Genomic DNA, 15,258 nt, shown 5'->3' with positions numbered 1-15,258 from the left:
CCCATCTATAATATAGGTGGGGATTATTTTACGCTTACTTTTAATATATGTTGTACTTTCACTTCATCTATATTAGGGAGTAATGCAAAAAAATCACTTTTATTAGATATATAATGAGTTAATACTTCTTCAATATTCATAGCCAGTATATCTTCTTTATCCACATACCTGATAATATCTTTTAAATAATCTTCTGTTTTAATTGTGGAATAATTAGAGTCAAATTGAATAAAAGACCAAAAATTAGTCCATCTCTTGCCAATCATTTTTATAAAATCATCTTTAAATTTTGTTATGTCCTTAAAACTATCAATAAAGGAAAGAGATACTTGACTCTGATTGACTAACTGCTCAATAACTAAATCCAAAAATAATGGGTAACGATTTTTATTTGCTAGCAGGAATTCAATTAGGTCATAATTCAAAATCTCTGGCCTTTTATAATCAGATCCATGCAGTTTTTCCGCAATTCTATTCACGTTGGATAATGAATAGTTAAACGGAAGAGCCTCTAGATCTTTAACACTCATGATAAACTTCATATCTTCGGTAGTAATGCTTCCTGGATAAAAGTAATTCATATACTGGGAGTACATCTCATCAATATAGCCATTCCTAATTAAATACACTAATAATTTCTTTTCTCTTATTTTCCCTTTGAAAATCTCTTCGCTATCACTTTGACTTATTATGTGTTTTAGTGACCAAGCCATTACTTCTTGCTTTTCTTTCCTTAATAATTCTATTTTTTGCTTTAGCTTATCAATTTGATTTGCTTCTTTAATCTTTATAATTCTCTTTCTTTCAAAATAATCACCTTTTGTATCGAAAACTGAGGCAACTTGTTCCCTAGTCGCATTTCTCCATCCGTATGTTTGATTATAATGTGCAATTGATCCGACTCCCTCGAGTTTTTCAAAGAACTGCAAACCTTCCCAATTACTCTCAAAATACTGCTGGCCATCTAACTGAATTTGTTTATTATTCGTGAATAATGCTTTTGCATAAACAAGATCTAACTCTTGAATATTAGTTAATGCTTCCCTCTCAACTTTACTAATATCATTTTCAGTCTTAAGCATCACACTCTCTAGTTCATTTATCCGAGTGTCTATGAAAGCTGCTTTATTTTTAAAGACATCAAATACTAACCCTTTATTAAATTGAAGTTCTGAAAAATCTTTAGGATATATATTTTTATATACAATCATTGCCAGTAAATTATTTTCAATGAGATCAATACTTCCAAGGATTTCTTTATAAAGGTTGTATTCATTACAAATATTAATTAAGATCCTCATATCGTCAATATAAAAGGTGATATCATTTATCAAATCTTCAGTAATTGCTTCCGCACCTGGTGTAGTTTTTAATTTATTTTTTAAAATTTGATAGGAGTTAGATGAATTAATTACTGGAATTACCGGAATTATAAAATCAAAAAATTTGGTTCTATTTCTGCTACTAAACATATCATCTTCGCTCCCGAACATATCGTCTTTAATCGCATATAGGAATACTACCCGCCTATTAATTTGCTGGGAGTTATTAATTAATGTGTTTAGGCTTCTTAACTTTTCAAAAATTTCAAGGTTATTAAATCGATCTAAGTCTTCAAAAACTACAACTTGAAATTCCGTTGTTTCAAAAAAATATATTATTTCATCTAAGTATTTATCAAAAATAGAACTTTCGGATTCTTTATCAATTTCAATTGTTGCATTTGGTAATGTTAATTTACTAAATTTTAAATTCCGCCCAAGAAAGTTAAAAAGGTTAGTGATTAGGTTTATAGAATAAGCTAAGAAAATTAACAACAAGAAACCTGTAACAATAAGTGAAAATTTGTTTCCACTAGTAATATTATTTTTAATAGTTGTTTTATTATAAAATTCTCCTAAAAAACTCGGGTTAAATAAATGCAATCCTAAAAATAAAAAGATTAATAAAAAAGACACTTTTAAATACACGATAAGTTTTTTTTCATTCCTAATTCTTTTAAACCTAGAAAAAGGTAATGTTTTACTAGGTACCTTATAAAACATTTGTTGTAATATACCTTTTTCTAAGATATTTTCATTTTTCTCTTCCTCTTCTTTGAAGGATGCTAAAGATATATTTAAAAATTTATAATCTCTAGAATTCTTACTTTGGAATGTCTTTAAAATACTACTTTTTCCGGACCCATAGGGACCCGTTAAGGCAATATTATTAATATTGATATTTTCTAAAGCCCAAGTTAATGCATTTGAATATTGACCATTTTCATCAATATTATTTTTGGGTGTTAAATCCTCAAAAAATGCACTGTTACCATTCCTCTCTCCGGATTCATTTGAGCTTTTTAACTTATTAATCAATTTTGATATTAAATCGATTACCGAAAAATTCACGTTATAACCTCCTACCAATAATGAGATATCCTTAGCTGTTTCTTAATCAAAAAAAGACAAATTATTACTAATTATACCACTTTATGGTTATGATTGATTTATGGGAAAGAATAAAAAACACCACTGCATTAGCAATGGTGATTAAATAATCTTCTTAGTAGCCTCATTATTTTTAAGCTCCTCTTCAAAAGCTCCAACTATATTGAAATCCTTTATAGTAAAAGGATTCGAGACAAACGGACGTGTAGATACTTCAAGTTTATTAAACGCATCATAAAGATGATTTTCATCAATTGAATCGTTCCCGCTTTTTGCTGCTAACCCTGTTGCTTCATACAAGATTTTATTTAGATGTGAAGGCAGCCCGTTTGTGGCGTAGTATAATTTATCCGCTAATTGCTTAGATGCCAATGATGACCTATCTACAAAAGGCAACCTCTCATCTATACTTTTTAAAAACGTCCTGAACTCTATTTGCTCTTCTCGAGTATAGTAATGAAAACCTTCCATGGTCAGTTTCATAAGGAATCGTCGATCAAGCTGAGAATTAAATTTAAATATTTTTTTCGATTCCGGAAATCCGCATAAGATGATAGGTACCCCAGCTTCATCACAAAACGATTTTACCCACTCAGATGCTTTATTCAGCACATGTTGTGTATCTCTATCTAACAGATGCTGAAATTCATCTATTATAATCAATTCAACCTTGCACTTCTTTATAAAATTCATTAACCTGCTTGTTTGACTAATCTCTGTTCCCTTTTCATAAGCAGGATCTCCAAGAGAATAAAGTAGTTTTGAGGCTACTGATTTCGGGGTAGCCCCTACTGGCACTGTTGAGTACAGCACAGGGATGACAGTATTATTGTTAACTATTTGTCTTGGAAAACGGCTGGTGTACTCCTCTAATAACGTGGATTTACCAACTCCAGCTACTCCTGATAAAAACAGTGAATCAGGTTTTACTGAACCTCGCGAATAGAAATGAATATCTTCAATCTCTGAAAGTAAATTACTATAATCGGGATGAGCAATAACTATTTTCTTTACATGCTCTCTTCTTCTTCTCACATCATCCTGGCTTGCTGGAATACCATTCAATCGCTTGAAAGGAAATTGTTCATTCATACTACGCCAGCTCCTTTTTGTCCTTCTTCATATTTACGTCCCAACTTGGAAGATCTTCAATATCTGTGTCCTCGTATTCGATATACCAATTTTCATTTTTATCATTTTGAGACTCAGACTTCTTTTCACCCTTTTGTTTTACTACCGGCTCTTCATCAATAATTCTTATTTCATCATTGATTGACGGAACATCAATTTTAGTCTCAGTAGTAATAATAGCATTGCTTTTCGTTTCTACCTGTACAGGCTTAAGTACGGTATCAGTGATGAAATCAGAGTTTTGATAATCCGATGCAATCTTATCCTTATTTCTTTTCCACTTTTTAATTTGTTTTTCATCTTGTTCTCGTATTAACTCCATTTTGCGTTTTGCTTTTGCTCTGTCACTTGGACTGAAAGTCTTTTTTGTCTCCGTTCTTTTTTTAGAATCCAATTCCAAGGCCATTAGTGGAACAGGTAATTCTAAGTTTACTTTTTTTCTCTTTAGTCCAGTGAATTCTGCAGTTATATATCTGTTATTTATTGGATCGTACACAAATACCTTTCTCATATCGCTTAAATCGAATCGAACACGTACTTCTTCATCCACTCGTTTGAATTTTTCCAAAAGGTTCTTTAGCTCCATTAACTCTTGACTATAATAATATTCATTTTGAATTACTACTCCTTGCTGCTGTATAGTCCTTAATTTTGACCCGCCCATTAAGATGATTTTTAATGATTCAATACTTCGTGGAATCTGAAGCATAAGACGTTTATTATCTTCAATTCCCTGAACCCAAAGGTGGTGAGGAGAATTCCCTCGTCTTTTATCGAAAGTATTTGCTACAATGTCAACCATGCCAAGATGTGCCATATAGATAAAACCCTGAATAGTAATGCAAGCATTTTTCTGAGAATCATATCTGCCTTTTTCAATAAAGTTTGAAAAAGTAGTACCTTTTTGATTATGGATAAACATGGTGTTTAACCTTCTAAAGGCTCTCTCAATCGTTCCCTTTTGATGACCTGCATCGATTTTGCAAAATTGAACCTCCTTCACACCTAACTGCAGACATGCCTCTTCGAATTCATATGAATCATTTACACTCGCATTATCAACCACAATAGTGTGGGGAATCCCGTGAGCTACCCACTCGTTTTCAACTAAAGGATATAATACTTTTAAATAGGTTTTTGGCATTATTAAATGAATTAAACATTGTTTTAACGCCATGCTATCAACTGGTTTAAAAGTAACAAAAAAGCCCATTGGCATACCTGTACACTTATCAACTGCATATATTAGATTCGGCCTTTTCGCTTTAAGATCCGAGGGGTCAATCAGCATTAGATCAACTGGCGTCCAGTCAATTTCTACTCTTTGAAGAGGCCTTGTTGCAATCACCTCTTCTTTAACTCCATCTCTTTTTAATTTAGCTAAAACTGTACCTTTTTTTGGTAAATCTACTTTATAAATATCAACTAACTCCATAAACCTTCTTCTCACTTTAGACTGTGAAACGTATTTTAATTTTTCCGATTCATCTCTATTTACATTTTCCTCATCTATCCTTAAACATAATTCTGAATGGATATCTTCCATAGTATAATGTAATCCTTCATATACATAATTCTCTAAATAATGATTTATTGCACCATCCATGATTTGTCGGGTGTCTTCAGGAATCCTAGGACCTTGGGGCCTGACCTAAATGATACAAGTGCTCTAATGTCTTCTGTACTTTCCCACCTTTTCTTCCACTCATAAAAAGCAGACTTTTTCACTTCTCCATTCAGGGAATTAAGATACTCCTTAATTTCCGAAGACAAAACATCTCCTTTTATTACTGGCTCTAAAGCCTTATACCGCCTGATGGCTTCATTTTTTGACTTTTCATCTAAATCATCAAAATTTTGCGCACGTATATATTGCTTGTCTTCCTCTTTGATTCTGAACACTAAATTTCCTTCCCACCATAATCTTAGCAGCTCATCTTTTGTCCATAACTCGATCTGCTGATAATTTAAATTCTCTAATTCATAATCTCTTTCTAGCTCTTTTCTTACTAAATACTCATTGTCTTTAATCAAAAACCTAGAGCCTGGAGAAAAATAATAGCCTGCCATTAATTACACATCCTTTCAATTATGGACTCATCGCTAATTGGGGCTGAAATTAGATCCATTGACAATTGATGAGTATATATCAAGTGATATAAATTACTCTCAACTTCTGCTTCATTTATATGTTTGAGACACTCTTTTAGATAAGCTTTACTAATTCTCCCACCCATGCTCTCTATTGTCCTAAGGATTTCATACATAACTTTTCTGCTGGTCGATTCTAGCCTAACTTCGGACAATTCATCGAGGTTTTCAATTAAAAAACCTTCACGAATATCCGCCTCTGATACCACTACATATTTCATATTTCTCCCGCTACAGAATTTCATTCCGACTTGAAACTTAACTTTATTTACTTCATCCTCAGTCTTTTCTAATGCCTTAACCTCGTAGATATACTCCTTCATATCATTTTTCACAACGAGGAAGTCGGGATAATACCTTCGTTTTTTTCCCTGATAGACATAATTAATTTTTAGGGGTTGGAATTTGAACGATGTAACTGTTGGATCAAAATCAAGACGTTTAATAAAATCTCTTTCCAATGTACTTTCCCAAGGAATCATCCTGTGCATTTTAGTACTGTTATGCTTTCCTCTAATGCTGAGCTTGCTACTGGCTTTAATCTTTCTTGAAGGTTTCATTAAACCTCACTTCCTTCTACATAATTTTAGAAGATAAGGAAAATATAGGATAAAAGAAGAGGTGTTTATATGTTGCTTTTTTATCTAAAACCTTATTCACAAGAAACACTATTAAGTTATATATACAGGATAGCAAGAGAACATGAGATGACTAATCTTGATTGGATATTTGAATTAATTGATAAGAAATTATCGATTAAACTGGCACCGGAAAGAGTTAATTGGTTAAAGGGAGATGAACTTAAATCTCTAGCTGAATTTCTTGGGATAACATATGAAGAAGCAGAGATGTTAACTGTTTATAATCATTTTGAGAGGAATCATTTAGAAGTGCGCAAAGAGTCTAAAAACATTTGGTTTTTATATAAGAAAACCAGGTTTTGTCCTGTATGCCTAAAAGAAGGGGGATATCAAAGAAAGACATGGATAAATTGCCATTCAATTATGTGTTTAGAACACGGTACATTATTATGGGATATTTGTATTAATTGTCGTAATATTCCGAATACAAAGTCCATTATACTTGATGAGTGTTCAAATTGTAACAAAAAACTCTCAGATTCACCTATTAAACTGAATTTTCCCAATAAATTCATCGAATTTCAGAAGATATTAAATCTAATCCTCGAAAAGAATACTTTTTTATTACTTAATGCTTGGCTGGAGGATTCTGCTGCCTTTTTAAAAGCTTTAGACTTTATAGCCTTATGGGCGGTGAAAATGCTTCCTGCTGAAGAATTTTCTATCCCAAAATACAATATGAATTTCACGGGAAAAATCCTTGAGAGAAACCATTTGAAGAATTATCGGACTGTAGAACAAGCAGCATGTTTATATAGTTATGTCTTTGACATAATTACTAATTGGCCAGGTGGATTTAAGGAATTTATAAAAAAAGCAGAAAAACATAATGATGAGCCACTTCAGAGTTTTATAAAGTACGGAATTCCAAAAGTTATTAACACACCATTGTGGGAAATTTCTAATTCATTTACAAATTATGTAGCATGTGAAAAAGGGCGTTTACCCGACAAACAATACATTAGATCTGATGAGTTAAGATTTATATATCCAAAATTTAACGGAAGCATTATTAATTCAAGTTTAATTAAATCCAATAAAATAAGCATTTTGAATTCCAATATTACAGTTATTAATAAAGAAGAATTAGAATCCTTTGTGAACAAATTTGAAAATAGTTATACCAAAGAAGAATTGAGAGAAATATGGGGAACAAGCGCAAAAGCTACTTTTGCTATTTTAAAAGATGGGCTTATTGAAGGAGCTTTTTGGTTTAAATCTGGTAGTGCATTTAACTGGGTTATCCCTAAATCTTCTATAAGTTTGGTTGAAAAAAAAGTTAAACAGGGAGCCATTAAAGATATCGACAACCCTACTTCACTCAATGAAGCAGTTAAATGGATTGGCCCAGATAAGGCGCATTTGCTAATCAGAAACATTTTAAAGGGTTCAATAAAGTTTGCATATAATTCAAATGAATTTTCGGATCTGGTATTAGATAAAAGGGACGTTTACTTCCAAATTAGAAAAGAGATATTTAGAAGCAGCCAAGAGTCTGAAGATATTTCATTTAGAGACGTATCGTTCCTCTTGGGAATTAAAAAATCTGATATTCAGCATTGGATAAAAAGTGGTCGATTTGGTGATTTTGATTATGAAGGCACTAATGCCATACCATTTCAAAACTTCATGGACTTTCATGAGAAGTTTATAACAACATTAGAGCTGGCAATTAAACTCAATCTCCAAATCAAACAGGTTATTAAAAAATACACATTAGGAAAAATGATTTCTGTATCAGGTCCACAGGTTAACGACGGGAAAAGGCTTTTGTTCTTACGACAACAATGAGATCTATGTTTTGCTTTGTTTAGGTAATCAGCAAATTCCAAAATAAAGAAATAACAAGCCTGTATCATAGAATGATACAGGCTTGTCCTTCTTCAACATAAGCACCCTTTAGTTCAAGATAGAAAGTATTATAAACGAAACAAGTTACCTACTGACAAAATTAAAATTATCAATAAAGACAGACATAAAGTAAGAAAGACAGTTACACTACTTCGTATCATTGATTTCCAACAACTTATAAAAAGACAATAAAAAATGACCTTCGGGCGATAGATACAATACACAAAAAAGTGTAGATCCATCGACCACAAAGGTCGTTTATTTACTCAATAACCCGCTAAACCCGATAGGTTTGCAAAAAGAGAAACAAAAAGTAATATAATTGTTTTCTTTCTCTTTAAAATCTCTTGGTATAGTTAAATCCTACGTTTTAATAAAAGTGTTGCAATGATTACAAGAAATAAAATCGATACAACTAAAACAAAAAGGCCAGTATAAACATTCAATGCAGGGTTGTCGAGCAAAGTGGAAGCTTCTCCATTGACAATCCTATTTATGTCCAAGTACGTGAAAGGTGATAGATGTGCAGCAGCGGCAAGGTAATGTTTACTTGCCATAAATCCCCCGATCACGATGAATACTGTAGACACAAAAACAACGAATTGACTTTTGATAAAGATAGATAAGAATTGGCTTAGTATAAGAATAAAGAGCAATACCACCAAGAATAAAGATATAATTTGCATGAGGTACAATCCTAAGGGAATGAATTGAAATCCATAATAAATGGATTTCATGCCTTTATAGTCGGCTGTACTAGACTCACTCAATCCATCATAATGAAGGATAGGGTAATTCCAATCACCAAACCGGTCAAACACTGTCCCAATTAGGATGACAGTTCCGAATAAAATTAAGCATGTGATAATTGATACAATAGCTGAATGAAGGATTTTCCCATAAAAAATCGATTGTTCTGAAACTGGCTGTGTCCGCAAAAAGGAGATTGTCGGGCGTTTCCCCCTCTCATAAGCCAGCCCTCCACCCACTAAAAACAACAGGAAAACTAGCGGCAGGAAATGGGCGTTTTGCTGGAAGAATAAATAAAGAGAAAATAGCCCATTATCATCTATTCTTTCATTGTTTACTATCCATTCCCTTGACAGTTTTTTCGTATTAGTATGGATATTTAAGAGAAGTCCCCCGGATGAAAGAGGACGTATCGTATGCTTTAAAAGCCACTGCTTTTCTGCGATGCTGGCATCCATTGTAAATTGTCCAATATCATCAACGACACTGTAGGATGAATTAAATTCCCCGTTTATTAAACGATTATAAAACAATTGATATTCAATTAAATGAATATAATTCCCTTTCTTATAGTCAGCTATTGCCAGACTGATAAGGTCCGCTAATTCTCTATGAGCGTTTAAGGCAATTTCTTGTTCGTTTAGTTGCTCCATTAAATAAGAGGTATCCTCTTCCTCCTTTAAGGCTGTCTGCAGGTCATTCTTTAAATCATTTAAGAATTGTTCATTGAACGGAATATCAACTTCAAAAATGCCGATTCTGTCCCTCTCCAAATTAGCTACGAATTCCTGCTCCTTTTCTTTTGCTTCTTGAGAAATAAAAGCATAGCTACAAGCGATAAAAATAATCGAAATCGCTAAAACAAACCGATAATTCCCTTTCCTTATCAATTTCCTCCATTCAAAAACGACGATCTTCCATAAAGAGTTCCTTCTAGCACTTGTCGCTCCCTTTCGAAAGGGATTCTTGATTAACCTGGAATCTAAAAGGCTATATTCTCGTTCAGGCAGATAGACGGACAGGAAAATCAAAAACAAACTCCAAACAAATGCGCTAATGACATATAGACCGTCTTTAGAATCAGGCACCGCATTCAATAACGGCTCTAAATGAAGCAAGTAAAAAGGATTGAGCGGAGTCTCTAGAACTCCTGCCATGCTCGTCAACAAATACCCAGCAAATAAAATTGAAAACGTAATGACCAGGGCATTAAAGGTGTTTTGCATTCGGGTGCCAATGAATAAGGCCAAACTGAATGAAAATATCAACGCACCTATGAATAAAGCAATACTTTTTAATATATATATGACGGTTGAAACAATTTCGACTTCTGCTCCATTAAAGACAACTTGCGGATATTCCAATCGCAACGGCTGTTCTCCAAATGCCATTGGAATTAACAAACCAAGACAGATGACGAATAAAATATACACCAGTGACACCAGCAAGATACTTACATACTTCGAAGTTAGCAGATCCCTCTGTGTAATCGGTTGTGTTCTTAACATTAAGATTGTCTTTTGGTCCTTCTCCTGTGTCAACGTGGTCCCAAAGAAAAATAGCAGGATCACAAGCCCGGCAAGTCCGATAAACAGGCTGCTTAACTGCTTTAATATCAGGTGGGCAGAAGTCGGATGTTCTTCATTTTCATATGGAAGGTTGTTGTCGCGCATATAGTCATTTTTCTTCACAGCTATTACTTTTTCCATGCCTTGCAAAGGAGGAAATACTCCTCCAGCCGTTTCAAATCGGCCCAAACTGTCAAGGAATTCTCCTTGCAGTTTAGGAATCTCGTCCCACTTTTTGCGCTCAACAGCGATTTGCCAATTATACAAGGCGTACCTTGCTTCCACGATATATTCATGCTGCAGTAATCCAGGTTCATCAAGGAGATCTTCTTTCCGTTTTCCTTCTAGGTCTGTCTGGATCTGTTCAGCCGCATTTCCGTATTCTACAATTTCTTCCGTTAACTTGATAACCCATTCATTCTGCCGGGAAGCATTGTAATGAAAAAGGTATGCTGCGCTGATAAGAATAATCAGGAAAAGCCACCATATCTTTTTTTGTCTCCAAATTTTCTTCAGTTCAAAGGTTAAAAGATTCATAAGATTTCTTCCTTTTTTCCAAAAATCATCTGATACCGTTCCTCGGAACCGATGACTTTTTTCTCGATGTTCAATACCTGCACCCCATGGGTGCTTAACTGTTTGAACAACTGACTTAAAGAAGCATCTCCCAAACTTACAATCAGTTTATTTTCTTTTCCATGTTCAACTTCTATACCTGCGGCACTCAATACCCCGATTACTTTTTCTGGTTGCTGGACTGTAAGCTCATAGGCAACTTTTTCATGGAGAGATAAATCTTCCTCAATGAGCTGGCCATTTTTTAAAAAGAGAATATGGGATGTCACTCTATCAATCTCGGACAGATTATGGGAGGAAAGAATAATGGCTGTACCTTCCTTATTCAACTCCAGTAGCAACTTCCTTACCCGGATGGCACTTGTTGGATCAAGGCCGTTTAGAGGCTCGTCCAGAATCAGAAGCTTTGGCTCGTTCACAATTGCATGGTAAGTAAAAGATGCTGCTTCATCCCTAAAGAATACTTGCCAACTTTTTTATGCAAATAGCTTTCCATTCCAACCCGTTCAGCTGCAGATAGGATTTGTCCTTTCGAAATGCCCTGGACATCCCCGATAAATTGAAGATGGTCATAGCCTGTCAAATAATCATAGAGGACAGAGTTATCCTGCATAAAAGAAACATAGCGGAAAATTTCCGGATCTTTATTGGTACGATTTAAAATTTTCACCTTGCCATGGTCCGGGCTGATCAAGTTGGTGACGATTCCAAGAAGGGTAGACTTTCCCGATCCATTCGGTCCAACCAAAGCAACGATTTCAGGCTGATGAATCCGGATGCTCACTCCATGTAACACTTTTTCTTTTCCATATGATTTTTGTATTTCTTCAACAGATAAAATCATGTTTATCCCCCGTATAGAAATAATATATGATTGCTTAATTATAACATATATTTCATTGTTTTTACATTTCTTAAAATTTTTTACATTTTTTTGACTATATATTAAATTTAACGGTACTTTTATGTTTTTTGACGGTTTCATTGAGGGATTTTCTAATATTTTTAAGTATTCTTCACCTGCAGAACAGAGTGGATTCAGCCGTTGTACCCAGGCAACTATCTGTTGGAAAAGAGGCCGATTACAACACTTTATATATGTTACCTAGACGAGCACAGGGTGTAATAAATAGACGTTACAAAATTACGTTTGCATCTTCTCAGGAGCTCCTTTACGATAAAGACTTGCCATATACAGCATACGGATAAATAAAAAAGTATCTCTAAGTGAAGATTAACCATCACTTTTAAGGTACTTTTTATATTTTTCCCTTTCCTTCTTCTATGCAAAAGTAAAGATATTTTTTAATATATTTCAGTCTGTAGACAAACTCGATGAAAATCCGGCTTGCCTACAGTCTTTATTTTGGCCTTAGAATGGACTGTTGATTTCAGTTTCAGGCGCTTCGCTTTTCACAGGGCGGGCGGTGAGCCTCTGCTCCCGCAGCAGTCTTTACACCTTCAGGAGGAAATCCACCAAGACTGTGAAGAGCACGGGAAAAGCTCCTCCTTTTCCGCCCGCCAAGTTCGATAAGGAGGAAACGAAGAAATCAAGAAACCAAGGAGAGCACGAACGATTCCAGAGAGTGCCACTCTTAAAGGATGAACGGGCCAAACATACCTTGTGGCTTCTGACCGAAACGGCCTTATCCATGGGACGATTGTGATACCCGACAATATCCATGACAGCCTTATTCTCGACCTGGTGGTTAGCCAAGTGATAGAGAAGGTCGGAAAAACCAAACCGCAGATGCAGCTTATTAAACACTAGACATCGCGAAGTTTCTGTTTGAAAGCTAAATCACACCGGCTTTGTCTTATACCCAACCACGGACAAAGGAGGGTTCCCTCCGAAAGCATAACTATGTTTATGACGAAACCTATGACTGTTACATCTGCCCAGCGGCACAAATCCTGAAGTATTGGACCACGAATAAGGAAGGCTACCCGGAATGCAAAAAACGAAGGATCTGTGCGCCTCCTCTTCGTTTTTTGCCCATCGCACACAAAGCAAGGACCACAAAAAGGTGATGAATCATCACATCTGGCAGGGAGATGTGGAAGAAGCGGACCACCTAAGGCATCAAAAAGACACAAAAGGGATTTTTGCGAAACGTATAGAAACCATTGAGCGCGTATTCGCAAATGCAAAAGGGAAGTATTGCATGCATTGACCAACCCTTAGCAGGCTTAAAAATTGTCGATGCAGGCAATGCACACGTACACTGCCCAAAACCTTAAGAATATAGCCAGCTGGACATGGCAAACTCCATTAAAGACCTAGAATGAAGGCGTGGAGTCGCCTATTCTAAGTGGAAAAAGCTACAAACGCCAAAAAGGGGTTCGGAATGAGACTCTACCAAACCCCTTTTTTCTACAAAATGAGATGTATATTTTCTACTAATATACTTTTTTTTAGTAATAATTTACAAAATATAATTGTAATTTTTTTTTGAATTTATTGTAAATTTAACTATGAAAGACAAACTTAGTGTATTAAAAGAGAGGTGAACGCATGAAAATTTACTTAAAATTGGTAGTTCACTAGTTTTTGAAACAAAGTTAAATTTTTTTAAGGATCTAGTTTCTTCGAAAGAATCGTGTCCCTTACGGGTGGCAGCCTGCACAGTGGAAAAACTCACAAAAATAAGAAAGGGTATGGTCAAAAAGCTGAACCATTTTACTATTATAAGGGTTCCCTCTACCGAGAAGGATCACCTTATCCAGTAATCTAATAAACACATTTCAAGGATTAACCACCATCACTTTTGAGATGTTTAAACCTTAGACCTTTTCTTTTTCTCTGCTGTTGAAGATGTATAACGAGATTAAGCGGCTTTCTCTTTATTACTAATTTAGTAATCATAACAATTTGAGCTTAAATAAAATTTTGTAGAAAGATTGGTGACGTATGAAAAAGTCTAAGAAAATATTCGTTAGTTCATTAATGTCCTTTTTGTTTTTGGCTAGTTTCTTATTAGTAAGTGTAGAGGCTGCTACAGCGCCGGCCACCAAAAATGGCATGACATATAAACTTTATCAGACTGATTATGTATGGCATTCAGAAAATTATTATGGTACTATTTATCGAGGTTATCTTCCTTACAATACTAAATATGAAGGTAAGTACCTTTATAAGGGAACACTTTATCGAGAGGACCTACCTTATCCAATATACTAAAAGATTAAGAACATCTCCAAAGAAGGCAATGTCCACTTTGGAGATGTTCTTTAGATTATTAGTTTATATTTTTTCTTTATCCATATTTGGAAGTTGAATTTTGTTTCACTAGAGAAGTGGGTATTTTTACCGGAGTATTGATAGTTTGGGTAATAATTATGCCATTCACCTTACAAGTAGCCGAAGATTCTTCGATAATCTGTTCAATTTCATCAGTAAATTGTGCCTGATCGTCGCATAGTGTCCTTAGTAGCTAGTTCACGAATAAGGATTTTAATGGAATTGCTCATAAGAGCAGACTCATCCTTGTCCTTTCCTTCGATTTTCCGTTATTTTATTGGTGGCGATTCATTCGTTTCCATGTGATAATCTGGTGTTTCTTCATACAAAAATAACTTTATGTCAGCTGTACATCCAGTAAGTACAGAGATAAATAAATAGAAAAAACAGTAGATTTCCTCAAGTTTTATCCCCTAATCACTTATATGTCGAGCGGCTGTTTGCTGATCTTGCAAATAAAATTCAGGCATTCCATCACTGGATATTAGTAAAAGTCGGGCTATTATCTTCCCATTTTTCTTCTTTGATTGTTTCTTGTGATTTACAAGCAGCCATAACAAAAACAAAACTAAACACAATCATCATCAACAGTTTTTTTCTCAAAAGAATTCTTAGCAATTTTGTCGAAACGTTGTTCCTTTAACGGTAGTCCGTTGATGAATGAAACAACTGGAGCATTGTCATCATTATTACTTTGGAGTTGTGTGCAATCCAAACAGAGATACTCACCATCATCAGCAAAATAAATACAAATTAAATTATTGGGCAAATTTCCTTCTTTCCTTAATTCTTTTGTAATCCAAACCATATTAGGAATTCCTGTTTCCTCTGTTCCTAGACCGAATATTTCTTCTCCAAAAACATCTCCCAAGCCATATTTCCTCAAAAACTTCCTATAACTTATAGGGAATTGCACC

11 protein-coding genes are annotated in these 15,258 nt (G+C 34.6%); 2 read left to right on the top strand and 9 right to left on the bottom strand.

What is annotated here, in order from left to right:
- Window positions 1-23: 23 nt before the first annotated feature.
- The 5 genes from JCM21738_RS24905 to JCM21738_RS22700 all read right to left on the bottom strand — a co-directional run bounded on the left by JCM21738_RS24905 (window position 24) and on the right by JCM21738_RS22700 (window position 6,274).
- Window positions 24-2,393, bottom strand: a complete 2,370-nt coding sequence (locus JCM21738_RS24905; RefSeq protein ID WP_035209806.1) for a YobI family P-loop NTPase — start codon at window positions 2,391-2,393, stop codon at window positions 24-26.
- Between the two features lie 141 nt (window positions 2,394-2,534).
- A complete protein-coding gene (locus tag JCM21738_RS17840) occupies window positions 2,535-3,524 on the bottom strand; it encodes a TniB family NTP-binding protein (protein ID WP_023613869.1) in 990 nt (329 codons plus the stop codon).
- Window position 3,525: 1 nt separating this feature from the next.
- Complete coding sequence (locus JCM21738_RS17835) at window positions 3,526-5,169, bottom strand: TnsB C-terminal domain-containing protein (protein ID WP_035209804.1); 1,644 nt, start codon at window positions 5,167-5,169, stop codon at window positions 3,526-3,528.
- On the bottom strand, window positions 5,154-5,633 hold the full coding sequence (locus JCM21738_RS17830; RefSeq protein WP_035209803.1) for a hypothetical protein: 480 nt from the start codon (window positions 5,631-5,633) through the stop codon (window positions 5,154-5,156). Before JCM21738_RS17830 ends, JCM21738_RS17835 begins: the two co-directional genes overlap by 16 nt.
- Entirely contained in the window at window positions 5,633-6,274 is a 642-nt protein-coding gene (locus tag JCM21738_RS22700; protein ID WP_023613867.1) for a TnsA endonuclease N-terminal domain-containing protein, read from the bottom strand. Before JCM21738_RS22700 ends, JCM21738_RS17830 begins: the two co-directional genes overlap by 1 nt.
- A gap of 69 nt (window positions 6,275-6,343) precedes the next feature.
- Here JCM21738_RS22700 and JCM21738_RS17820 point away from each other — a divergent pair, with 69 nt between their 5' ends.
- Window positions 6,344-8,146 carry a TniQ family protein gene (locus tag JCM21738_RS17820; RefSeq protein WP_023613866.1) on the top strand — a complete coding sequence of 601 codons (1,803 nt, stop codon included), beginning with the start codon at window positions 6,344-6,346 and terminating at the stop codon, window positions 8,144-8,146.
- A gap of 416 nt (window positions 8,147-8,562) precedes the next feature.
- On the opposite strand, the gene JCM21738_RS17815 is transcribed toward JCM21738_RS17820, so the two are convergent.
- From JCM21738_RS17815 to JCM21738_RS26155, 3 genes are read right to left on the bottom strand one after another with little or no spacing between them, the layout of a single operon-like run.
- Window positions 8,563-11,061, bottom strand: coding sequence for an ABC transporter permease (locus JCM21738_RS17815; protein WP_023613865.1), 2,499 nt, complete (start codon window positions 11,059-11,061; stop codon window positions 8,563-8,565).
- A complete protein-coding gene (locus JCM21738_RS26160; RefSeq protein WP_243463068.1) occupies window positions 11,058-11,519 on the bottom strand; it encodes an AAA family ATPase in 462 nt (153 codons plus the stop codon). Before JCM21738_RS26160 ends, JCM21738_RS17815 begins: the two co-directional genes overlap by 4 nt.
- Complete coding sequence (locus JCM21738_RS26155) at window positions 11,516-11,944, bottom strand: ATP-binding cassette domain-containing protein (protein WP_243463067.1); 429 nt, start codon at window positions 11,942-11,944, stop codon at window positions 11,516-11,518. Before JCM21738_RS26155 ends, JCM21738_RS26160 begins: the two co-directional genes overlap by 4 nt.
- 1,108 nt (window positions 11,945-13,052) lie before the next feature.
- On the opposite strand from JCM21738_RS26155, the gene JCM21738_RS23960 reads away from it, so the two are divergent.
- Window positions 13,053-13,274 carry a hypothetical protein gene (locus JCM21738_RS23960; RefSeq protein WP_023613862.1) on the top strand — a complete coding sequence of 74 codons (222 nt, stop codon included), beginning with the start codon at window positions 13,053-13,055 and terminating at the stop codon, window positions 13,272-13,274.
- A gap of 1,635 nt (window positions 13,275-14,909) precedes the next feature.
- Here JCM21738_RS23960 and JCM21738_RS17795 read toward each other — a convergent pair.
- A partial coding sequence (locus tag JCM21738_RS17795) for an SMI1/KNR4 family protein (RefSeq protein ID WP_023613861.1) occupies window positions 14,910-15,258 on the bottom strand: 349 nt, incomplete at its 5' end.

The sequence above is a fragment of the Mesobacillus boroniphilus JCM 21738 genome, from assembly GCF_000517385.1.
GTDB lineage: Bacteria > Bacillota > Bacilli > Bacillales > Cytobacillaceae > Mesobacillus > Mesobacillus boroniphilus.
This window is presented reverse-complemented; position numbering and strand designations above follow the sequence as displayed.

Coding starts and splice junctions, on each gene's coding strand:
- JCM21738_RS17835 (WP_035209804.1), bottom strand. CDS start 5,169: ATGGATGGTGCAATAAATCATTATTTAGAGAATTATGTATATGAAGGA.
- JCM21738_RS17815 (WP_023613865.1), bottom strand. CDS start 11,061: ATGAATCTTTTAACCTTTGAACTGAAGAAAATTTGGAGACAAAAAAAG.
- JCM21738_RS17820 (WP_023613866.1), top strand. CDS start 6,344: ATGTTGCTTTTTTATCTAAAACCTTATTCACAAGAAACACTATTAAGT.
- JCM21738_RS17830 (WP_035209803.1), bottom strand. CDS start 5,633: ATGGCAGGCTATTATTTTTCTCCAGGCTCTAGGTTTTTGATTAAAGAC.
- JCM21738_RS22700 (WP_023613867.1), bottom strand. CDS start 6,274: ATGAAACCTTCAAGAAAGATTAAAGCCAGTAGCAAGCTCAGCATTAGA.
- JCM21738_RS26155 (WP_243463067.1), bottom strand. CDS start 11,944: ATGATTTTATCTGTTGAAGAAATACAAAAATCATATGGAAAAGAAAAA.
- JCM21738_RS17840 (WP_023613869.1), bottom strand. CDS start 3,524: ATGAATGAACAATTTCCTTTCAAGCGATTGAATGGTATTCCAGCAAGC.
- JCM21738_RS23960 (WP_023613862.1), top strand. CDS start 13,053: ATGCAAAAAACGAAGGATCTGTGCGCCTCCTCTTCGTTTTTTGCCCAT.